At 64.2% G+C, this 22103-nt stretch carries 16 protein-coding genes; 8 read left to right on the top strand and 8 right to left on the bottom strand.

Annotated elements, in window-relative coordinates; translation table 11 throughout:
• Nucleotides 1-25: 25 nt before the first annotated feature.
• From MRBLMA1_RS17155 to MRBLMA1_RS17185, 7 genes are all read right to left on the bottom strand, one after another.
• The gene (locus MRBLMA1_RS17155) at nucleotides 26-1315 is read right to left on the bottom strand and encodes an RsmB/NOP family class I SAM-dependent RNA methyltransferase (protein ID WP_363738393.1); all 1290 of its coding nucleotides are present in this window, start codon (nucleotides 1313-1315) and stop codon (nucleotides 26-28) included.
• A gap of 134 nt (nucleotides 1316-1449) precedes the next feature.
• A complete protein-coding gene (locus MRBLMA1_RS17160; RefSeq protein ID WP_363738395.1) occupies nucleotides 1450-2685 on the bottom strand; it encodes a murein hydrolase activator EnvC family protein in 1236 nt (411 codons plus the stop codon).
• A 120-nt stretch (nucleotides 2686-2805) separates the two neighbouring features.
• Nucleotides 2806-3228: a 23S rRNA (pseudouridine(1915)-N(3))-methyltransferase RlmH gene (locus MRBLMA1_RS17165; protein WP_363738397.1), complete on the bottom strand. Its 423-nt coding sequence runs from the start codon at nucleotides 3226-3228 to the stop codon at nucleotides 2806-2808.
• Nucleotides 3229-3271: 43 nt separating this feature from the next.
• Nucleotides 3272-3661, bottom strand: coding sequence for a ribosome silencing factor (gene rsfS, locus MRBLMA1_RS17170; protein ID WP_007686701.1), 390 nt, complete (start codon nucleotides 3659-3661; stop codon nucleotides 3272-3274).
• Nucleotides 3662-3673: 12 nt separating this feature from the next.
• A complete protein-coding gene (locus tag MRBLMA1_RS17175; RefSeq protein WP_363738943.1) occupies nucleotides 3674-4306 on the bottom strand; it encodes a nicotinate-nucleotide adenylyltransferase in 633 nt (210 codons plus the stop codon).
• 158 nt (nucleotides 4307-4464) lie between these two features.
• Complete coding sequence (gene rmuC / locus MRBLMA1_RS17180) at nucleotides 4465-5886, bottom strand: DNA recombination protein RmuC (protein ID WP_363738400.1); 1422 nt, start codon at nucleotides 5884-5886, stop codon at nucleotides 4465-4467.
• Nucleotides 5887-6106: 220 nt separating this feature from the next.
• Nucleotides 6107-6967 carry an endo alpha-1,4 polygalactosaminidase gene (locus MRBLMA1_RS17185; RefSeq protein WP_363738402.1) on the bottom strand — a complete coding sequence of 287 codons (861 nt, stop codon included), beginning with the start codon at nucleotides 6965-6967 and terminating at the stop codon, nucleotides 6107-6109.
• A gap of 612 nt (nucleotides 6968-7579) precedes the next feature.
• Between MRBLMA1_RS17185 and MRBLMA1_RS17190 the strand changes: the two genes are divergently transcribed.
• The 8 genes from MRBLMA1_RS17190 to pelF are packed head-to-tail and all read left to right on the top strand — an operon-like array spanning nucleotide 7580 to nucleotide 20720.
• Entirely contained in the window at nucleotides 7580-11866 is a 4287-nt protein-coding gene (locus tag MRBLMA1_RS17190; protein ID WP_363738404.1) for a cadherin domain-containing protein, read from the top strand.
• Nucleotides 11867-11891: 25 nt separating this feature from the next.
• Nucleotides 11892-13289, top strand: coding sequence for an exopolysaccharide Pel transporter PelG (pelG, locus tag MRBLMA1_RS17195; RefSeq protein ID WP_363738406.1), 1398 nt, complete (start codon nucleotides 11892-11894; stop codon nucleotides 13287-13289).
• On the top strand, nucleotides 13286-14149 hold the full coding sequence (locus tag MRBLMA1_RS17200) for an endo alpha-1,4 polygalactosaminidase (RefSeq protein WP_363738408.1): 864 nt from the start codon (nucleotides 13286-13288) through the stop codon (nucleotides 14147-14149). The genes pelG and MRBLMA1_RS17200 overlap by 4 nt, the downstream gene beginning before the upstream one ends.
• Nucleotides 14146-15900, top strand: coding sequence for a tetratricopeptide repeat protein (locus MRBLMA1_RS17205; RefSeq protein ID WP_363738410.1), 1755 nt, complete (start codon nucleotides 14146-14148; stop codon nucleotides 15898-15900). Before MRBLMA1_RS17200 ends, MRBLMA1_RS17205 begins: the two co-directional genes overlap by 4 nt.
• Nucleotides 15897-17423 (top strand): hypothetical protein, encoded by a 1527-nt coding sequence (locus MRBLMA1_RS17210; protein WP_363738412.1) that lies wholly within the window; start codon nucleotides 15897-15899, stop codon nucleotides 17421-17423. The genes MRBLMA1_RS17205 and MRBLMA1_RS17210 overlap by 4 nt, the downstream gene beginning before the upstream one ends.
• Nucleotides 17424-17461: 38 nt before the next feature.
• The gene (locus MRBLMA1_RS17215) at nucleotides 17462-18364 is read left to right on the top strand and encodes a hypothetical protein (RefSeq protein WP_363738413.1); all 903 of its coding nucleotides are present in this window, start codon (nucleotides 17462-17464) and stop codon (nucleotides 18362-18364) included.
• The gene (locus MRBLMA1_RS17220; RefSeq protein WP_363738415.1) at nucleotides 18361-19230 is read left to right on the top strand and encodes a hypothetical protein; all 870 of its coding nucleotides are present in this window, start codon (nucleotides 18361-18363) and stop codon (nucleotides 19228-19230) included. The genes MRBLMA1_RS17215 and MRBLMA1_RS17220 overlap by 4 nt, the downstream gene beginning before the upstream one ends.
• Complete coding sequence (pelF, locus tag MRBLMA1_RS17225; protein WP_363738417.1) at nucleotides 19230-20720, top strand: GT4 family glycosyltransferase PelF; 1491 nt, start codon at nucleotides 19230-19232, stop codon at nucleotides 20718-20720. The genes MRBLMA1_RS17220 and pelF overlap by 1 nt, the downstream gene beginning before the upstream one ends.
• On the opposite strand, the gene MRBLMA1_RS17230 is transcribed toward pelF, so the two are convergent.
• Nucleotides 20721-22103, bottom strand: coding sequence for an HlyD family type I secretion periplasmic adaptor subunit (locus MRBLMA1_RS17230; RefSeq protein WP_363738419.1), 1383 nt, complete (start codon nucleotides 22101-22103; stop codon nucleotides 20721-20723).

The raw sequence follows: 22103 nt of genomic DNA on the forward strand, positions 1-22103 counted from the left end.
GGATCGCACCATAGGGCTGGTCTGGTTAAGGCTTGATGGATCGTATCAGCCTTGCGACGAAAAAGCCATCGGTGCCGCCCTGCGCGGCGAGATTGTCCGGCAGGGTGCGGACCCAGCCCTGCGCCGTAGGCTGGATGCCGTCAGGCAATTCGGCGGCCGTCGCAGGCAAGGCGCTGAAATCCTTCCATTCGTCGAGGAAGCGGGCGACCTGCTCCTCGCCCTCGGCGCGTTCGAGCGAACAGGTGGCGTAGATCAGCATGCCTCCCGGCTTCAGCCACGCCGCGGCGCGCGCCAGCAGTTCGGCCTGGATCTCGGCCAGCTCCGCTATCTGCCGCGCGCCGATACGGTGCAGCACGTCGGGATGGCGGCGGTAGATGCCGGTCGCGGTGCATGGCGCGTCGAGCAATATGGCGTCCGCCGGAGCGTCGGGTTCCCACAGGCGCAGATCCGCCTGCACGATCGCGGCGGACAGGCCGGTGCGCTCCAGATTTTCATTCAGGCGCTCCAGGCGCTTTTTGGACTGGTCGACCGCCGTCACGCGCCAGCCGGCAGCGGCAAGCTGCATCGTCTTGCCGCCAGGCGCCGCGCAGAGGTCCAGCACATCGCGTCCTTCTCCCCTGCCCAGGAGGCGCGCGGGGATGGAAGCGGCCAGGTCCTGGACCCACCAGGCGCCTTCGTCGAAGCCGGGAAGATCCGGGATGACGGCGCCTTCGGGCAGGCGGACATGGCCGGGGGCAAGGCTCAGGCCATTGAGGGCCTCGGCCCAATGCGCGGTCTGGCCGGGATCACGCAGGCTGATGTCGACGGGCGGACGCTGGGCATAGGCGTGGGCCGCGGCCTGCGGCATGGCCTCGCCCCATTGCGCGGCCCAGCGGCTGGCGGTCTCATGCGGCAGCGTGGGTGGCGAGGGTAGCGCGGGATCGGCGCGGGTTAGCGTGCCGAAGACGCCATGCACCAGCTTGCGGGGGCCGCCATCGACCAGCGGCAGGGCAGTCGCGATGGCGGCGTGGGGCGCGGTGCCCAGCGCCAGCACCTGGACAAGGGCGATGCGCAGGACCATCCGCGCCTTGGCATCATGGGGAAGCGGCTGGCGCGTGGCGCTGTCGATCAGCGCGTCGAGGTCCGGCAGGTGGCGCAGCGTCTCGGCCGCGATGGCGTGGACCAGCGCCCGGTCCGCCGGGGCAAGCCCCTGCGCCGCGCCATGCAGCGCGCCTTCGAGCGGATCGCCGCGGCGCAGAACGGCATCCAGCAGGCGAAGCGCGGCGCGGCGGGCGGGGAGGCCGGGGACGTCCTTGGGGGCAGATGGTCGGGGCATGGAAAGCGCCTAGGGCAAAATGCGCGGGAAAGTAAGTTGTGTTCGAATGCGAGTCGCGCCTTTGCCGATCGGGGGCCTGGCGGCGAAGGCGGGGCCCGCGCCCTGCCGACGCAAATAGCCTGGACCGGCCTGGATCAGCCCGCGCCCACCAGCGGCACAATGTCCACGGGGCGGCCATTGCGCCGCAGTTCGACCGTGACGCTGGGTCGCCCCGGCCCGGCATTCCCCAGCGGATCGCCCTGCCGCACCACATCGCCCACGGCGGCGTTCAGCCGCAGCAGCCCGGTGATCAGCGTCGTCCAGCCGCCGCCATGGTCGATGATGACGATCTGCCCGTAGCCGCGATAGGGGCCAGCAAAGACGACGCGCCCCGCGGTCGGCGCGACCGCCAGCGCATCGGGCCGCGTGGCGATGGTGAGGCCCCTTGACCGGACGCCGCCTTCCGACACCTCGCCCATGCCGGTCACCAGCTCGCCGACGACGGGCAGGCGATAGGGCGGCGGCGCGCCCATGCCGCGTGGACGGGCGGGCGCGGGGGCGCGGGCCTGGTCAGGTCGGGCGGGGCGCAGCAGCGGCCCCGGCAGGGCAGCCAGCCGGTCGCGCAGGTCGCCTGCCTCCTCCAGCCTGTCCATCAGGTCGACGATGTCGCGGGCCCGCTCGCCAAGGGCGAGCGCCCGGTCGCTTTCCAGATCGGCATTGGCGCGGTAATCCTGCGCCGCGAGCCGCTTTTGCGCTTCCAGCTTTTGCAGCGCGGCCTGCCTTTGCTTCAGGTCCTCCTGGCTCTGCGCCAGGGACGCCGCCGCCTGCTCGGCCGTGGCGCGCAGCGCGCGGCTGCGCTCCAGCTCCGCGCGCAGGCCGGCTGTCCGTTGCTCGATGACGGGCAGCACCTGTGCCAGCATGGCGCGCATATGGATGGCATCGTCGATCGATCCCGGCTGGACGAGCGCCAGCGCCAATGGTCGCTGCGCCATCATCTGCAAGGCGGCGGTCAGGCGCACCACCGGCTCCTGCCTGGCGGCCAGACGAGCGGCCTGCGCGCGCTGAAGCCGGGCGACAATGGCGATGCGGGCCTGCGCGGCCTGGATGTCGGCCTCTGCCTGCTGGATGCGGGCGGCCATGGCGGCGGCGCGGCGACGGGCCTGATCGGCTTCGCTGCGGGCCGCGGCCGCCTGTTTCTCCAGCCGCTCGGAACGCGATCGCGCTTCCTCCGACTGGCGGCGCGCGGTCTTCAGGGCGGCCTGTTCCTCGCTGAGGCTGGTCCCGCCAGTGCCCGTCAGGATGATGGCCTGCCCATCGGCGGCGGGCAGGCGCGATCCGGCGAGCGCCGCCGCACCAGCAAGACATGCCGCGAAGATTGCCGTCCGTCTCAACCAAGGCCCCCTGCCGGCCCGCTATGCCGACCGCATCTGACTAGGCCGTGTTTGGGCGGAATGAAAGAACCTCCATTCCCGCATATTCCTGATCGGCGCAGGAACACGGGTCCGTGGGCGCTATCCCTCGCGATGATAGGGATGGCCGGCCAGGATCGAGCAAGCCCGCCATAATTGCTCGGCCAGCATGGCGCGGGCCATCATGTGCGGCCATGTCATCGCGCCAAAGGCGATCAGCAGGTCGGCCTTGTCCCGCTCCGCATCGTCGAAGCCATCGGCCGCGCCGATCAGGAAGCGGCATTCGCGCTTGCCGGAATCGCGCCAGCCCTCGACATGACGGGCGAAATCAAGGGAACTGAGTTGCCTGCCCTTTTCGTCGAGCATGACGCTCACCGTGCCCGGCGAGGCCGGCGGCAGCTTGCCGCCCCGGTCGGGCAGTTCGGTGATCTTGAACGGCATGGTCAGCCGCTTGGCATAACGGTCGACCAGTTCCGCTTCGGGCGAGCGCCCGATCTTTCCGCGGGCAATGATGTGGAGAAGCATGTCCCCCCACTAACGGCTTGGGACACGCTTGTCGAAGGGCGGCTCAGGCGGTTCCCGCTACCGGCGCGTCGACGAAACCCCACATCCGTTCCAGATTGTAGAAGCTGCGAACCTCCGGCCGGAAAAGGTGGACGATCACGTCACCCGCGTCGATCAGCACCCAATCAGCCACGGGCAGGCCCTCGACGCGGGCGGAGCGGCCGGTCGCCTGCTTGATCCGCTCGGCCAGCTTCTGCGCCATCGATGCCACCTGACGGGATGAACGCCCGCTGGCGATCACCATATGATCGGCGATGCTGCTCTTGCCTTCGAGGGGGATGGAGATGGTTTCCTGCGCCTGGTCGTCGTCAAGCGACTTCAAGACAAGGTCGTGCAGGGCGGCAACGCTGTCGGCATTATGAGCCGTGTCGTTGGCGGGATGCGGTCTGGTCAAAGATGCTCCATTCTAGACAATCAACCGGCGCGTGAGCGGGTCGCGCACGCGTTTGTGTTCATATTCGCGATGCCAGAGGGGGTCTGCCTGCCGCAGCAGGGTCGCCGATCTTGGATCAGGGCGAAAGCGCAGAAGCACAAGCGCCGGCGGTCTCCAATCCGTCCATGCTGCACTCTGGCGTGCGGGCCGGACGAAGCGCCGCAGCCAGCTCATGGCCGATGAGCCACGGGCGTCCTCATCATAGCCGGGCCGGGCGATTACGGCAATGGGCATAATCCGGGCTATGCCACGCCAGTCCCTCCATTGGCCGAACTGGGCAAGATTGTCCGCCCCCATCAACCAGATGAAGCGATTGCGGCGATAGCGGCTTTGCAGCGCCTTCACCGTGTCGATCGTGTAGCGGGTATGAAGCCGCGCCTCGATCGCAGTCGGCCGGATGAGGTTGCGCCGCGCAACTTTTTGCGCGTGGGCAAGGCGGGCGGGCAGGGGCGCCATGCCGGTTTTCGGCTTGAGCGGGTTGCCCGGAGAGACCAGCCACCAGACTTCATCCAGTCGCAGAGCATCGATCGCGAACAGGGAAATATCTCGGTGTCCGTCATGCGCCGGATTGAAGGAGCCGCCGAGAAGGCCGATGCGTTTCATGATTCGCCCATGCCAGTCAGCGGCCCCGCACGCAAATTCAAGGGGGGTGACGGGAGCACTCTCTTATTCTTAGCGAACTAATAAATAGCCGCGACAAGCAATCTCAGCGTCCCATCCTGTGGTGAACGGCATTGGTTAGCTTCCTAACTTCATGCCGCCTTCTATTCTGCCGCGTTCGGCAGGGCCCGAATCGCTTCCGCCGAAGAGGGTTCGCGGACCAGCGCCTCCACCGGCTCCAGTTCCTCCAGTTCTTTGCCACCCGTCTCGATATTGAGGTCGCGAAGCTTGCGCCCCGTCACCAGCACACGACCTTCGAAGCTGCCGACGAAGCTGTTATAATCGGCCACGGCCCCGTTCAGCCGGTTGCCCAGCTTCTTGAGCGAACCTGCCGCTCCGGCCAGCCGCTCATATAGTTCCTTGCCCAGCATGCCGATTCGCTTGGCCTCGTCCGCCATCTTTTCCTGGCGCCAAACCGCCGCGACGGTCCGGGCGATGGCGATGAGGTTGGTCGGCGTGGCCAGCAGCACCCGCTTTGCAAAGCCATGGTCCCAAAGCTGGGGATCATGCTCCAGCGCCGCGGAGAGGAAATGTTCGCCGGGCACGAACATGATCACATAATCGGGCGCCTCGTCGAACTGGTCGGCATAGCTTTTCCGCCCCAATGTATCGACATGCGCGCGCATGGCGGCGGCGTGGGCGGACAGCAGCCGTTTCCTCTCCTCCTCGCTCTCCGCGCCATAGGCATCCTGATAGGCATTCAGCGACACCTTGGCGTCAATCACCAGCGCCCGCCCGCCCGGAATGCGCAGGATCGCATCGGGGCGCAAACGGCCGTCCTCGCCCTCCACGCTCACTTCGGTCCGGAAATCCACATGCTCGGACAGTCCACAGGTTTCCAGGACATTGCGCAACTGCTGTTCGCCCCAGCGCCCGCGCGCCTTGGGTGCATGGCGCAGCGAATCGACCAGCCGCTGGGCCTCGGCGCGCACCGCCTCCTGGCCCGTCTTCATCGATTCGATCTCGCCGCGAAGGATGCCATAGGCCTCTGTCCGCTGTTGCTCGATCTGGGTGATCTTCTGGTCGTAGCGCTGGATCGTCTCGTTGACCGGATGCAGCAATTGCCTGAGCTGCGCCTCGCTCTTCTCATGCGCCTGCGTCATGCGCTGGTCGGCGCGTTCCAGGAAATGGCTCTGCGCCTGGTGCAGCAGCTTGCCGCCAATCTCGCTGAACTGGGCGGAAAGCTGCTCCTTCGCGTCCTTGAGCGCGGCGATCTGCGCCTCGAAGGCTTCCGCCCGTGCCTGCGTGTCGGATCGCAACGCCGCCAGTTCCCGCCCCGCCACTTCCCGCGCCGCGCGCTCCGCTTCCACCTTCTGCGCCAGATCCGCCGCCTGCGCCGCGCGTTCCTGCGCCACCACCAGTTCCTGGATGGCGGCATTGCGCTGGGCCGCCGCCATGTCGAGCTTGCCCGCCAGATCGGCCTTTTCCGCCAGCAGCGGAGCCACGGACCGGCCCCGCGCCAGCCAGCCGATCGCCAGCCCCGCGACCAGAGCGACAATGACAAAGATGGTGGCCAGGCTGTCCATATATGCCCCTTTCCAGAACGAAAGGTGAACCTAGCCGCATGACGTCAATGCCGCAAGTCGGATTGTCTCGCCACAGAATTGAAAAAACAGATAAAAACTTAAGAATAGTGACAAGTCGTAACCGATATTAAAGAGAAATAGTGCAAGAAATAGATTGTCGAATTTCCCTTTTGCACGCGTAAATCCGCTCCATTTCTGCCGAAATTATCAATGGATCATGTCAGTTGCACCGGTCGGGGGCAGGCCGATCGAGCGCGACGACGGTGATGATCGTCGAAATCTGCGCACTGACAGAGGTACTGCACACCCGTGTTCGATCGAATGAGCCTGCTGGCCATTCTTCCGGATATTCCGCATTGAAGGCGGGTTTTCCCGCCGCGATATAGGGCGCGGCATCGGAACAGAAATTGTCCAGGACGCAGCCTTCGAACAGGATCGCGTCGAACAGGGGAAGGAGCTTGGCGGATGATTTGCTCGCGTTCTTCTGCACCGGTTTCAGCCCATAGCCCCGTGCCCGAACCGACAGGGCGGTGGCATAATCGATCATATCCTGCTCGGTCAGGGCGAAGCCGGTGGTCGATGCGCCATCCTCGAAGGAATCCATGACGTCGAATTCGACATAATCAAATCCCTTGTCGCGGCACATGCGCAATCGGTCATCCATGATCTGGATGAACTCGGGATAGCGGCGGATGTCGATATAGCGTTCCCCCGCAAAACCGGGATAGCTGTTGCCCAACAGTCCGGAAATGGCGGCCAGGCTGGCATAGTCTGGACGATTATTTTCGGCCGATCCAATGTCGAGATAACAGATCGTCCTGATCCCGCTGGCCTTGGCAAGCGTCACATAACTCGTCGGCGTGTCGAACCCGTCGACGTCGAGATAGGCGACCGAAGGCGGCGTCGCCGGTAATCCCTGGCTCTGCAATATCCAGTCCCAACTGGACAGCGGCGTCGGTGACGGGGTCGGGCTGGGCGAAGGCGCTGTTGTTGGCGCGGGCGTCGGAGTCGGGGCGCTATTGTTGTTGGCGCCGCCACCGCTACCGCCACCACCACAGCCAGCAAGCATCAAAGCTGCCATTGCCAAGGCGCTGAGTTGCGAGAGATTTTTGTGAGCCGGAGACATAGTCATGGTCCCTGTATTTTGGGAACATTGATCGTGGATCACGAAATGGTTCCGGCGGGACGGGCAATCAAAACTGGCAACCTTATAAAGAAAAACAACTCCCTCTGGGATATACCCTAAGATATAAATCAAATTTTATAATCGACGATCTCATATGTCGAATGACAGACCCATCTATTCATGAACGGGACAATTTTATGGGAATGCTGGTTAAATGAAGTTGACATAAGATCGTATCTAACAGCACATTAACCATGGAAAAAAATTGTTAAAAATCGAGTCGCCCCAAGATTGCGTGGTTTGACTGTAGCCATATGCGGCGCTTCCGATGTTCGGGCCGCAAGGGCGTTTTGAGAAAAGTGAGCTTTTTACTCTGATATCGCCTTATTGGCGCGGATAATGGCCGGGACGGGCCGGATGGCATCGATTTATCGTCGATGCCAGGAGAAGTGCTGTCCTTCGTTGTCCAATATATGTTCTGTCTCGGCTTTGCCGAATAAAAGAAAAAACGTTCCGGTCGCAAACTTATGATGTGATTTCCAGGATCCATAAGTTTGGGGGTTTGTCATGACCTTTGGCCATAGCGTCACAATAGACGGCTCTCTGGATGACTGGTTTGCCACCGATCGGATCGATGACAACAGTAATTCCGGCTATCAGATCTATTCAACCGTGGATAATGGCGACTTCGTCTTCGCCCTGAAGGCGCCCGTCGCCATCGGCACGAATACGACGATCTGGCTGAACACGGATGGCAAGACGTCCACCGGCTATCAGATATTCGGCTATGCGGGCGGCGCGGAATATAACATCAATTTCGCCGCCGACGGGACGATCAATCTCTATACCGGCGCTGCAGGTGAGACCCTGGTGCTCGGCGGCCTGACCGCCGCCTGGTCCGCTGATCACACGACCGTCGAATTCCGGCTGCCGACCGCTTCGGTGGGCAATCCGGCGGCGATGTACAGCTATTACGACATCAACGACACGATCTTCCTGCCGTCGAACTACCAGTCTGCACCTTTCACGGTCTTCAATCAGCCGACGGCGACCGAGGCGCCCGACATGCGGATCGGCATCGTCTTTTCGCAGACGACCTCCGATGCCTATTTCAACTCGACCGCCTATTCCCAACTCTTCATGTCGGTCCAGTCCCAGGCGATGCAGGCCGGCATCCCCTTCGACATCCTGACCGAAGCCGATCTTACCGACCTCAACAAGCTTTCCCATTATGACGCGCTGGTCTTTCCGTCCTTCCGCAACGTACCGGTCGACCAGGTGGAGGCGATTACCCACACGCTCGAAATGGCCAGCAAGCAACTGGGCATAGGGCTCATCACCGCGGGCGAGTTCATGACGAACCAGCCCTATGTGAGTGGAGGCACCATTGGCGGCGACCCGCTTCCGGGTGATCCCTATGCGGCGATGAAGGTCCTGTTCGACGCCACGCGGGTCACGGGGGGCACCGGCAACGTGCAGGTGAACGCGACCGATCCGGCGGGTCTAGTGCTGGATCACTATACGAACGGACAACTCGTCAACAGCTACACCAATGTCGGGTGGAACGCCTTCACCAGCGTCAGCGGCACTGGCCAGACGATCGCGACCGAAACCATCAACGGCGGCCAGACCTATACGGCGGCGCTCGCCACCCAGACGGGATTGGCGCGCAATGTCCTCTTCTCCAGCGACGGCGTCATGGCCGACGCCAATATGCTGCAACAGGCGATAAGCTATGCGGTCAACGGGACCGGCCTGTCGGTCGGCCTGCATCTGACCCGCGATTCCGGCATCGTCGCTGCGCGCGTCGACATGGATCAGAGCCAGGAACTGGAAGACGTCAATCCGCCGGGATCCACGCCGGGCATCTACGACAAGCTGTTGCCCATCCTCACCCAATGGAAGGCCGACTACAATTTCGTCGGCAGCTTTTTCATCAATGTCGGGAATGGAACGAACGGCACCGGCACGGACTGGGCCATATCGGCGCCCTATTACAAGGCGATACTGGATCTGGGCAGCGAGATCGGCACGCACAGCCTGACCCATCCTGACGATACCAACAAGCTGAGCGCGAGCCAGATCGCGACGGAGTTCGGCGGCAGCACCTCGATCATCAACACCCAGCTCAGCAATTATCTGGGCTACGCCTTCCAGGTGGCCGGCGCCGCTGTCCCCGGCATGCCGGAAACGCTGCCGGTCTCCCAGGAGATCATGAAATATGTGACGGATTATCTGACGGGCGGCTATGCGGCGCAGGGGGCGGGCTTTCCCAATGCCTTCGGCTATATGACGCCCGACAATCAGAGCCAGATCTATTTCGCGCCCAACACCTCCTTCGATTTTACCCTGGTCGAGTTCCAGGGAAAGAGCGTGGCTGATGCCACCAGCGCCTGGCTGGCCGAATTCGACAAGCTCGTTGCCAATGCGCAAACCCCTGTGATCGTCTGGCCCTGGCATGATTATGGCGCGGCGGACTTCGTGTCGGGCAGTCCGACGGCTGACGGCCCCTATGACATTTCGATGTTCAACGCCTGGCTGCAACATGCGGTCGCGGCCAACATGGAATTTGTGACACTGGACGATCTGGCGCACCGGATGACGGCGCTCAAGAGTTCGACGATCACCTCGACGGTGGTTGGAACCACCATCACCGCCTCCGTCACGGGAGCCAATGTCGGCAATCTCTCGCTCGATGTCGACCGCCAGGGATCACTGGTCATACAGAATGTCTCGGGCTGGTATGCCTATGACAGCGACAGCGTATTCCTGCCGCAGAGCGGCGGCACATTCACCATCCACATGGGTGCTGCGGCAGACGACGTGACCCATATCATCGACCTGCCGATGCGGTCGGTGCTGATGAACGTCACGGGTGACGGTCGCAATCTGGCCTTCTCGCTGGTGGGCGAGGGCAAGGTCATCATCGATATCGCCAATCCCGGCGCCAAGGGCGTCATCGTCAGCGGCGCCACATTGGCCAGCCAGGTCGGAGAGATCGTGACGCTGGATCTCGGCAGCTCCGGCCTTCACAATGTCACGCTGGAAACGGGATATCAGCCCGTGATCACTTCCGACGGCGGCGGCGACAGCGCGGTGTTTTCAAGGCCGGAGAACGGCACATTGGTCACCACCGTCACCGCCACCGATGCGGATGTCGGGGACGTCGTCGCCTATTCCATATCCGGCGGGGCGGATGCGGCCAGGTTCACGATCAACAGCACGACCGGCGTACTTTCGTTCATCAACGCACCGAATTTCGAAGCGCCCGCCGATGTCGGCCAGGATAATGTCTACAATGTGGTGGTCCGCGCCTCCGACGGCTATCTGTTCGATGAACAGGCCATGGCGGTCACCGTCACCAATGTGAACGAGGTGCCCGTCATCACCTCAAATGGCGGTGGAGCGTCAGCGGCCATCTCCGTTCCTGAAAACACCACCATAGTGACCACGGTCCAGGCGATCGACCCCGACGCGGGGACGACGCTGGTCTATTCGATCGTCGGGGGTCCGGATCGCACGGCATTTGCGATTGATCCATCGACGGGAGCGCTCAGTTTCCTGACCCCGCCCAATTACGAAGCCCCTGCCGATGCAAACGGAAACAATGTCTACAGCTTGACCGTCCGCGCATCCGACGGGACATTGTTCGCTGATCAGGCGATCAACGTCACCATTACCAATGCGAACGAATCCACGCCCGTCATCACTTCGGGCGGCGGTGGCGACACGGCTGCCATTTCCGTTTCCAGCGGCACGAAACCCGTCATGAAGGTGACGGCCATCGATCCTGATGTCGGCACGACGCTGGTCTATTCGATCGCCGGGGGAGCGGATGCCAGCAAATTCACGATCAACGCGTCGACCGGCCAGCTCAACTTCCTGAACGCGCCCAATTTTCTGCTGCCGACCGATGCCGGCAACGACAATGTCTACGATGTGACGGTTCGCGCTTCGGACGGAACATTCTATGACCAACAGGCCATTGCAGTGACCGTCACCATATTCAACGCACCGCCGATCATCACGTCCAATGGCGGTGGCGCGTCGGCCACAATCAATGTGGCGGAGAACAGGACGGCGGTGACGACTGTCCATGCGACCGATGTCAATATCGGCCAGACCGTCAGCTATTCGCTGGGATCGGCAGTTGATGGATCACTCTTCAATATTGATCCGGCCACGGGTGTCCTGACCTTCAAAACGGCTGCGGATTTCGAAAGTCCCACCGACTCCAATCAGGACAACCGCTACCAGGTGCAGGTGTTGGCGACCGACAGCCTGGGTGCGCAGGATTTCCAGAACCTGACCATCGTCATCACCAACGTCAAAGGCGTTTCGCTGACGGCGGCGAATGGCGGATCGACGCTGACGGGCACGGGGGAGGAAGATACGCTGAAGGGAGCGGCGGGCAACGACACGCTGATCGGCAACGGCGGCAACGACACGCTGGTCGGCAATGGCGGTAATGACGTTATCGATGGCGGAGCAGGCAATGATCGCATCACCGGCGGAGCGGGGGCCGATATATTGACGGGGGGTTCGGGTGCCGATCTGTTCATCTACAATGCAATCGGCAACAGCACGCCCCTCGTCATGGATCGGATCATGGATTTCGAGGACGGCATCGACAAGATAAGCCTGTCCGGCATCGATGCCAATATTGTGCTTGGCGGCAGTCAGCACTTCGCATTCGTTACAGGAGCCTTCACCGCGCCCGGACAGGTCCATGTCTATTCGGACGGCACGGATAGCTTTGTCGAAGCGAATACGGACAATAATCCTGCAACGATTGAAATGGCGATCCGGTTGATCGGTGTGCATAACCTGACCGCGAGCGATTTCCTGCTTTAGGCCTGGACATGAGGAGGGCGGGAACATGGCGGGGATCGGTTTCAGGCTGGATCGGATAGCGCGGGAGGAGGGGCTGGGCGGCATCGCCCGCGCCACTTTCCAGGGCGCTGTCATCAGCTCCGGTCCCTGGCTGATAACCGCTTGCGCCATATTCCTGCTTCAGGGCTGGACCCGCTCGGTCATGCAACCTGCCGACCATGTAATCGTCCAGACAAGCCTGGTCTATGCCTTTGGCGTGTCGACCGTCGTCACCGCGCCCCTGGCGATGATCGCCACGCGCATGGCATCGGATCGCTTCTACCTCGGCGAGCGGGACGCCATTCCATCGATCCTGATGGTCGCGATGGTGCTGGCCGCCATTGCGGCGCTGATCGCGGGCGATGTGCTGTTCGGTCTCGCTGCTGCCATGCGCCCGGACCAGTTCCTGCTGGCGACGGCCATCCTTGCCCTGTTCGCCCAGATCTGGATCGCCAGCCCCTTCCTCCATGCGACGTCGCGGCATGGGTCGATCTTCCTTGCCTATCTCTCGGGCATTGCCATGGCCGCCATCTGCCTGGCCATTGTTCGGCCGATGACGCCATCAGCCGTGCTGGCCACCATCGCCGCCGGCCTGGTCGTGACCTTGGCACTGCTGGTCAAGGCGATCAGGGACGATTTTCCGGGCAGCCCCGGCTGGCGGCTCGACTGGATCGGCCGTACGCCCGGCGTGGTGGCGCTGGGGGTGGCGGGCCTCGCCAATGCGCTGGCCATCTGGATCGACAAATGGCTGCTCTGGTGGGCGCCGGGAAGCATCCAGGCAGTCGGCGCGCTCAGGGTCAATCCGATCAACGACCAGGCCAGCTTCCTTGGCCTGTTGACGATGATTCCCGGCCTGACGCTCATCCTGGTGACGACTGAAACGCGGTTCGACCGGGCCTTTGCCGAACTGATGGCGCATTGCACGGGCACGGCCAACTGGCGCCGGATCGAAAAGGCCCGGCGGAAGGTGGGCAGCACGATCCGGCTGGATCTGCGCCTGCTGGTGGTCGAGCAGGCGATATTGGCCAGTTTCTGCTGGGTCTTCGCGCCGGAGATCGTTCGGCTGCTGGACCTTAATGCGCGGGCCATATTCGGTTTTCGCCTGACCGCGGTGGGGGTGGTCTTTCACCTCGTCGTCATCCAGATGAGCATCATCCTTTCCTATTATGACCTCACCGGCCGGATCGTCGTCGTCTGGGGCAGTTTCCTGATCGCCAGCGCCATCGGAACATGGCTGTTGCGCGATCTGGGCTTTGCCGGTTTCGGCTTCGGCTATCTGGCGGGGGCCGTCACCGGCGCATCGCTGGCGGTGGCGCTGGTGGCGCAGGCCACCGGCAACCTCACCTATCTCCTGTTCGTCGGCAACAATCCGGCGGTGGTCGGCAATGCGAGGTTCTGGCCATGAGCCCGACCTCTCTTCGCCGCCGCGACCTGTTCGCCCTGTCGCTGATGGTATTCGGCCTGTCGGCGCGAGCGGTCCCCAACACCGACCATGCCGGGGCCTGGGGCGTGGACTATGGCCACGCCACCGATCCGGCTGTTGCCCGCCGGTTCAGGCTGCTCGTGCTCGAACCCGATTTCCCGCGCCCCGTGACCCCGCTGCGGGCCGAGGGGAGCCGCTTGCTCGGTTATATCAGCATGGGTGAAGTCCATGGGGGGCGTCCCTTCGTCCCTGAACTGGAAAGGGCGGGAGCGCTGCGCCAACCCAATCCCAACTGGCCCGATGCACGCCTTGTCGACCTGCGCGATCCCACCTGGATGAAGCTGGTGCTCGACCGGCTGGTGCCGGCAATCCTGGAGAAGGGCTATGATGGCATCTTCATGGACACGCTCGACAATGCGGAGGCGTTGGAACGGCAGGACGCCGACAGGAACAAAGGCATGACCGCCGCCGCCGCCCGGCTGGTGGCGGCCATTCGGGAGCGGTTTCCGGGCATCACCATCATGATGAACCGCGGCTATGGGTTGCTGCCGGCGGTTGCGACCCGGATCGACCTGGTGCTGGGGGAGGCCATGGCATCCCGCTGGAACTTCGCGGATGGGCGCTATGAAATGACATCCGCGGACGATTGGGCGTGGCAGGCCGGGCATCTGCTCGCCGCGCGCCAGCTCAACCCGCGCCTGGTCCTCGCCACGCTCGATTATTGGGATCCTCAGGACGAGGCGACCGTCGCCAGCCTCTATGCGCGTGAACGCGCCGCCGGGTTCCAGCCCTATGTATCCACCCTGGCCCTCGACCGGCTCATTCCGGAGCCCCGACCATGAATCTCAGAGCCATCAATATTCAGGCGCTACGCAAGCCGAACATGGTTTTCCTCGGACCGATCCTGGGGGGAGGCGTGCTGCTTGCCGCCACGCTCGTGCTGATGCCCAATCGCTGGCAGATCGCTGACGCCATACGCCGGGGCACATTCTCGCCGCCGCCCGCCGCCATTCCCCTGCCGCCGCCCGGTGTCGCCCAGTTGATGCAGCGCTTTTCCGAAGGCAGGCGGCTGGCATCGCCCGATCTTCAGCGCCTGATGGCGGCATCGTCCGCCACGGGCAGCGCCTCCACGCTTTCGGCGATCGCCGACGCATTGGCAAAGAACGGCGCCCCTGTCGCGACCGACCGGGTCAGCTATGACATCATGGCCGCCGGCCGGCCGGACGTCGCCCTCACCTTTCTGGAAAGCCGCCCGGATCGCGCTGCTCCCGCTCTCTGGCGCCTGCGCTTCGACCTGCATCGCAAGACCGGCGACATGGCGGGTGCCGCCGACCTGTTGCGGTCTGCCGTCATGACGCCCGGAAACGCGCCGCCACAGGATCTCGCGGAGGCGGCCTATGCCCTTGCCACGCCCGAGCTGTTGATCACCGCCGCCGAACATGGGGCGATCCCGCCGCTCAGCCAGGCGCAGTCACTCGATCTGGCATCATGGGCGAACACGGCGCAGCGCTATGACCTGATATCCCGCATCGACCGGGCGGGTACGCCCGGCTGGCGCGCCGACAATCCCTGGCTGGCCATGACATTGGCGCAACGGTCCGGCGATACCGGATCGGCGCTGCGCTACGCCGCCCTGCTGCCGTCCGGCCGCGATGCCGCGCGGGAGAGCATCGTCATGGCGTCGGGCAATCCGCAGGGCATTCGGCAATATCTGCTCGCTCAGGCCTCCGCCAGGGGCGCCGATCGTCCCGCCATCGCCCAGCGGCTGCTGGAAAAGGGTTTCCGCCCCGACGCTATTGCGCTGCTCAGGCAGCAATCGGCCCGGGAAGCGGGTGACGGGGGTGCTTCGGCGCGCATGCTTTATCTGATGGGGCCGCGCCCGACGGGGGAGGATCTGGACTGGTTGCGGTCCCGCGCGTCGGCCGACCCGCGCTGGCTGGCTGCCTATATCGAGCGGGAACAGCCCGCCAAGGCGCTGGCCTTCGTCGAATCCCGCCCGGCGGCGGATAGCAGCGACATGCTGGTGCAGCGCATCGCGCTTGCCAATGCAGCGCGGGATCGTGTGGCGGCGGCGCGGGCGCTGGACGGGTTGCTTGACGGCCGCCCATTGACCGCCAGGCAGCTCAAGGCCGCCGCCACGGCCACCGTTCCGGCGGACAGGGCCGGGCACTATGCGCTTGCCCTGGCCCGCGCCCGGATCGCGGCGGGGCAGGGGGAGCCGTCCGACCGCCTGAGCCTGGCCTGGGATGGCTGGGACAGGGGAAATGCGGAGGAAGCCGTGGGCTATTTACAGGGTTATTTGCGGGATCGGCCCGATGACCGGGCCGCGCTGCGCCTGATGGCGGACGCGCAGGCGAAGTTGAAGGGAGAGGTCGCCGCCCGGCCCTGGCTGGAACGGCTTCTGGCCATCACGCCGCCATCGATCGATCGGGCAGATCTGCTGAACCGGCTGGGGCGCACGTCCGACGCCATGGCGCTGGTGGAAATGTTGCGTCGGGTATCGCCCGGCGACCGCAGGCTGGACATCATGCTGTCGCGGCTGCTGATTGCCTCCGGTGATCCTGGACGGGCAAGAAAGGTGCTGCGGCCGTGACGCCACTTGTCGCTGCCCTTCTGCTGCCAGCGCCGCCGCTGCCCTTGCTCGTCGCGGCGCTGCCGCCCGATACCGGCGTTTCGGCTTCGGCCGAGGTGCGAACGGTCGACCTGCAATGGAGCGGGGACGTGCATCTGCAACTGGAAAATAACGGCTATGAACTGGTCGTCCGCTTCGACCGGCCGATAGCGGACGAGAGGCTGAAGGATTTCGCCAGCATGGCGGGCGACGACCTCGCCGATCTGCGCTGGAACGACAACAGCCTGTTGTTGCGCGCCGCAGCCGGACGTCGGCTGGAGGCCGTCGCCGAAGCGCGAAAGCTGCGCGTCCGCTTCGTTCCGGAATCGCAGTCCCCAGCCGCGCCCACGATCGCCAGCCCGCCGTCCTCGTCCGATATCGACGTCGAACTTGCCATAGCCAGGGCGCAGGCCGATGCAGCCGCCGGCTATTCCGACCTGGCGCGGCGGCGGCTTGCGCCGCTGGCGGCCGCGCATCCCGACGACAAGCGGATTCAGCGCCTGCTGGCCGATATGGAAATTGCCGAAGGCGCGCTGGCGCTGGGGGCGGGGCGCTACCGTAATCTGGCGGCGGACGACCCCTTCGCACGGCAGACCCTGGCGGAAGCGGGTGGCAATGTCGCAGCGGCGCTGACATTGCGCGGGGGCAAGGTCTTCTGGCAGGCGGAGGGCGGTCTCAACGGCATGATACCGCTCGACGCCCAAATCTCCGCCGGGGCAGGCCTGCGCTGGTTCCGCTCGGAAGCCGACACGGTCTATGGACCCACCGGCATTCTCAGCAACCGCACATCCCGCTCGACCATCGGCGACCTGTTCGCCACGATCAACCTCGGGCCTGTCTCGCGGCTGGAACTGCAGGGCAGCGCCCAGCTTGACGAAAAGGTCGCTGGCGCCGGTTTGCGCCTGTTCGCGGGGCCGCCCGAAAGGCAGGGGCGGCTGGTGCTGGCTTATCATCTGCCCGATCTCGCCACGCCTGAACAGTCGACCTTCGGCGGCCATATCAGCCGCGCCGGGCTTGGCGGCACGATCCGCCTGACGCCGGAACTGGTGGTGCAGGCGGACGGCGCCTGGAACGGCTATGGACTGAGAGGCACCGGCGCGCGGACGCGCAGCTTCACCGCCGCGGGCGGCTTCGACTATCTGCTGCGGCGGGGCAAGCCGTCGTTGGCGTTCAGCTATCGGCTGGACGCCGAATATGTCGATCACACCGGCATAAGGCCGAACGGCCTCGCCTATATTCCGCTGAGCGACCGGGAGAACCACAGCTTCCAACTGGTGTCCGGCATGTCCTGGACCCGGTGGCAGTTGACGGGTGCCGCCGGCTGGACCTTCGACCGGAAGGGCAAGACCAACGGCCCGACCGCCAATATCAGCGCCACAGGGCGGCTCAGTGACGGCTGGCGCCTGCAGGCGAGCGGTGGCGTCAGTTCCATCAGCCGGCCCGGCATTTCGGGACGGCAGCTTTATCTGCGCATCGCGCTGACGCGCTATCTGGGGAGACATTGATGCTGAAGAGGCAGCCCATCCTTTTGCAAGGCGCAGAAATGCTGGTCCTGTTCGCGATACTGATCGCGATCGACCACGGGCTGTCGCATGGTGACGCTTATTCCGGTCTGAACCCCAATCCCTACTGGTTGCCGGTGCTGGTCATGGCGATTGCCTATGGGACGGGCATGGGATTGGTGGCGGGGGCAATCGCTTCGGCGATCTGGCTCTGCCAGGCGAACATCTGGTCCGGATCGGCAGATCATCTGGAGCAGCAACTGCGCCTGTCCATCCAGCCGATGCTCTGGATGGTGGCGGCGCTCATCGTCGGCGAGGTGACGGCCAGCAGACGCAACCGGATCGCCGATCAAAAGCGGCAGCACCAGGCCATGCTGCGCGACCGGGAGAAGCTGGCCAAGGTGATGGCGCGCCTGGCGGACACCAACCGCAGGCTCCAGGTGCGGATCGCAACCGAACAGCGGACGGTTGTCGAGGCGATTGCGGCCGGTCTCGACCTGTCGGGATCCGATTCCGAACATCAGATCGATGCCGTCGCCCGCATGATCGCACTGGTCGCCCGGACCGAGGACTTCACCTTCTACGACGTGCGCGGGAGCCAGGTCGTCGCCCGCTTTTGCGGCAGGGCGACTTCGGGCCAGGCACGCGACCTCAGCAGGTCGATGCTGGCCGAGGCCATGTTCGCAAAACCCAGGGTGTTGCAGAATGACGATCCGGCGGATCAAGCCATTCTGGCGCAGGTCGGCGCCATCGCCTTGCCGATCATGGGGGCAAGGGATCAACTGGTCGGGATCATCATCATTCACAATGTGAGCAGGGTCACCGCAGCCTACAGGGCGCAATTGCTGCAGGTCACCGATCTGCTCGGCAAGAGCTGCGCGCTCTTCGGGCGGGAGCCTGCTTTCCATGCCAAATGGCAGATGCCCGAAGAGAAGGTGGCGTGATCGCGCTGCTCGCCCTTGGTTCGATCATCGATCTTCTCCTGCTGGCCCAGGCGCTGTTGGCGGGGGCCACATCCATTTACTGGTTCGCGCCGATGCATATGGCGCTCGCCATCGCCACGCTGCTGATCGTGGTGCGAAGGCTGCACGGAATGAGCGCGTTGCAATCCTTCGCCTTGCCGGTCGGCGCGGCGCTGGGCGCGCCGGGCATGTTGTTGTGCCTGTTGATGGCGCCGCTGGCGGGCAGTTCCAGGCGCAGGAAGCAGATCGTCTACAGCAATATCCGCATCGGCCGCTATCGGATCGGCAATGCCCTTTCGCCGGTCGAGCGGCTGGGACGGATACTCGACGAGCGGGTACGCTATCCCGATTGCGATGAAATCGGATCATTGGCTACGATCCTGCGCCACGGCAGCCTGCAGGCGCGCTACAGAGCGTTGGAAACGGCCGTGACCTCGTTCGAACCGCGGCTTTCCCCGCTGATCGTCATGGCCCTGTCCGATGAGGATCAGACCATCCGCGCCCTGGCTGCGGCCGCCGCGGCGCAGGTCAGCTATAATCTGACCCTGCAGATCAGCGAATTGCAGGCGCGCATCGCGCCGGCGCAGGATCCGGACGACCGCTATGCGCTGGCGATGCTGCTCGCCGACCATGGCTGCTTCAACCAGCTTTTGCCGCAGTCTCAGCGGGCGCGCCTCTGTCAGGATGCCTGCCGGAAGTTGGATGAAATCACCGAACAACTGTCCGCCACGGACATTCGCCGCCGGGCGCTGCGCACGGCGCGGGCCCATGTCCGGCGGACGATGGAACAGGACAGGGAAGCGCAGTCCAGGCCCATTCGCAGCTTCCGGATGGAGCTGTCGCCCTGATGCCCGACCGTGCGGACAGCGATGTATGCCTGATCGTTGAGGGCGCCTATCCTTTCGTCATCGGCGGCGTATCGAACTGGTTGCAGGATCTGGTCCTGTCCATGCCCGACCTGCGATTTTCCCTGGTCGCGATCAAGGCCGGGTCGATGGAACAGCCCTGGCGAATGACGCCGCCGCCCAATGTCGTCGAGGTGATCGAAGTCCCGTTGCTGATCGAACCGTGCCTGCCGCGCCGCTATCCGGCGCCGCAGGTGAAGCGCATCGGCCGGTTGCTGCTCGCCTTCCTGTCGACGGGAGGAAAGGATGACCTGATAAGGCTGCGGCAGGAGATCGGGAAACTGAATCCGCCGCCGGCCGCGGGCGATCTGTTGTCCAATCCGGAGATATTTGACCTCTTCACCCATTATTATGAAAAGGCCTTCCGTTCCGCATCCTTTCATCATTTCTTCTGGGCAATGCGGGTGCTGCTGGGCGGCTTGCTCAAGATGCTGCTGGCGCCATTGCCCCGGGCCAGGGTCTATCACACCATTTCTACCGGCTTTGCGGGTCTGCTGGCGGCGCGTGCCGCCTATGAAACCGGCAAGCCCGCCTTCATCACCGAACATGGCATCTACATGCTGGAGCGCCAGATAGAGATCATGATGGCGGACTGGATCGGCGACCAGATCGAAACCGGACTGACGCTCGACCGGGAAGGGCATGACCTGCGCGATCTCTGGCTTGCGGTGTTCCAGACCTATACGCGCGCCTGCTACGATGCCTGCGATCCGATCATCGCGCTCTATGGCGCCAACAACCAGACGCAGCGGCGGCTGGGCGCCCGGCAAGAGCGATTGAGGGTCATTCCCAACGGTATCGAGGCCGACCGCTTCTGCCATATCGAGCGCATGGGCGATCCGGCACGCCCCCTGGTGGCGCTGATCGGACGCGTGGTACCGATCAAGGATGTGAAGACCTTCGTCCGGGCGGCCGGCTTCGTCCTGGCGGAAATGCCTGAAGTGCGCTTCGCCATATTGGGCCCGATGGACGAGGATCCCGACTATGCCGCCGATTGCAAGGCGCTCGTCAAGGAACTTGGCATCGGCAATGCGGTACAATTTGCCGGGCGCGTCCAGGTTGCCGAATGGTTGCCGCGCATAGACCTGCTTGTCCTCACCAGCCTGTCGGAAGCCCAGCCGCTGGTCATATTGGAAGGGGGGGCATGTGGCGTGCCGGTGGTCGCACCCGATGTAGGCAGTTGCCGAGAGATGATCGAAGGGCGCTCGCCCGACGTGGATCGGCCCGGCGGCATCGTCACCGAACTGGTCAATCCGGAAGGAACGGCGGCCGCCATCCTCCGCCTGTTGCGCGCGCCGTCGCTGCGCCGCGCCATGGGCGAAGCGCTACGCGATCGCGTGGTCAAGGACTATGACAGGCGCGCCATCATCGCGGAATATCGGCATATCTACAGCATGCTGGGCGCCCAGGCCCGTTTTTCGGAACTGCAATGATCAATGTTCCCGGAAGGAGAGCCACAGCGATTGGGTAAGCGGCTCCAGCGCATATTGCAGGGCGGTCCGGGCACGAAGCGGCACCAGCACCTGGACCGGCATTCCGGCCTTCAGATTGAAATCCTCTCCGCGCCTGCTGCGGATGATGTCGAGTTCCTTTGACGGGACCGTGATTTCGCCGGTGTAGAAGGATTGGCCGGTCTTCTCGTCCTGGAAACTGTCCGCCGACAGCCGGGTGATCCGGCCGTCCATGATCGGCAGGTCGCGCTCATGCAGGCTGTTGAAGCGTATCTGGGCGTCCTGGCCCACCTTCAGGTCGTCAATATCTTCCGGCGAAATGCGAGCCTCTATGACCAGGCCCGCATGGTCGGGTACGATGTCCATCAGCTTCTGGCCCGGTGCGATCACACCGCCCACGGTGAAAACGCTCAGACCGACGACGATGCCGGTCGCGGGCGCGCGGATCGCCAGCCGCGCCAGTTGATCCTTGGCCGCGCGAAATTTGGGGGCGATCTCGTTCAGCGAAAATTCGACGTCGCGCAGCTCAGACGCGGCCCGCTCCCTATAGGCCTTTTCCGCTTCCAGAGCCTTCAGGCGGTTTTCGCCGGCCTCCGCGCCAGACCGGGCAATGCTGGCCGAATATTGCCCCTCTTGCCCATGAAGGTCGGCGCGCGCGCGTTCCAGTGCCCGGATACGGGATTTGGAAACAAAACCCTTCTCCGCCACGTCGCGCAGGCTGTCCAGTTCCTCGCCGATCAGCCGGGCCTGCTCCGCCGATGCTGCCAGTTGCGACCTGTATCCGCGCGCTGTTTCCTGCACCTGGCCGGCCTGTTCGTGCAGGACGCCGGTCTGCGCCGTCAGCACGGAGGCGCGGCTGTCGAACTGGGTCGTCTGAAGCTTGATCGCCTCCTGCGCATCCTCCTTTTCCTGTCCCTGAAGCGTCGCGAATTCGGCGGGCCATTCGACATGACCTGCGCCAAGCTGCTCGGCCATCAGCCGGGCGCGCTGTGCCTGGAATCCGATATATTGCGCGCTGTACATGCGCGCCTGCGCCCGCACATCCGCGGCCGCCAGTTCCATCAGCGGCTGGCCCTGACGGACATGCTGCCCTTCCTTGACGAAGATGGCGCCGATCACGCCGCCGTCGCGATGCTGGACGGACTGGCGCTGACCCTCCACGGTCAGCCGTCCCTGCGCATAGGCGGCGGCGTCCAGCCGGGCAAAGGCGGCCCAGCCCAGGAAGACGACGAAAAACAGGAACGCGATGATGATGCCGGTCCGCATGTCCCGGTCGGGCCGGTCGTCGATCACCGGCGTCTCATGGCTGGCTGGATAGGTCAGGCGGATGGCGCCGCTGGCGTCGCTGAGCTCGATGTCCCCCAT

This window comes from Sphingobium sp. LMA1-1-1.1 (genome assembly GCF_040676365.1).
Classification (GTDB): Bacteria; Pseudomonadota; Alphaproteobacteria; order Sphingomonadales; family Sphingomonadaceae; genus Sphingobium.

Coding starts and splice junctions, on each gene's coding strand:
- MRBLMA1_RS17155 (WP_363738393.1), bottom strand. CDS start 1,315: ATGCCCCGACCATCTGCCCCCAAGGACGTCCCCGGCCTCCCCGCCCGC.
- MRBLMA1_RS17165 (WP_363738397.1), bottom strand. CDS start 3,228: ATGCTTCTCCACATCATTGCCCGCGGAAAGATCGGGCGCTCGCCCGAA.
- rmuC (WP_363738400.1), bottom strand. CDS start 5,886: ATGGACAGCCTGGCCACCATCTTTGTCATTGTCGCTCTGGTCGCGGGG.
- MRBLMA1_RS17185 (WP_363738402.1), bottom strand. CDS start 6,967: ATGGCAGCTTTGATGCTTGCTGGCTGTGGTGGTGGCGGTAGCGGTGGC.
- MRBLMA1_RS17190 (WP_363738404.1), top strand. CDS start 7,580: ATGACCTTTGGCCATAGCGTCACAATAGACGGCTCTCTGGATGACTGG.
- pelG (WP_363738406.1), top strand. CDS start 11,892: ATGGCGGGGATCGGTTTCAGGCTGGATCGGATAGCGCGGGAGGAGGGG.
- MRBLMA1_RS17200 (WP_363738408.1), top strand. CDS start 13,286: ATGAGCCCGACCTCTCTTCGCCGCCGCGACCTGTTCGCCCTGTCGCTG.
- MRBLMA1_RS17205 (WP_363738410.1), top strand. CDS start 14,146: ATGAATCTCAGAGCCATCAATATTCAGGCGCTACGCAAGCCGAACATG.
- MRBLMA1_RS17215 (WP_363738413.1), top strand. CDS start 17,462: ATGCTGGTCCTGTTCGCGATACTGATCGCGATCGACCACGGGCTGTCG.
- pelF (WP_363738417.1), top strand. CDS start 19,230: ATGCCCGACCGTGCGGACAGCGATGTATGCCTGATCGTTGAGGGCGCC.
- MRBLMA1_RS17230 (WP_363738419.1), bottom strand. CDS start 22,103: ATGGGGGACATCGAGCTCAGCGACGCCAGCGGCGCCATCCGCCTGACC.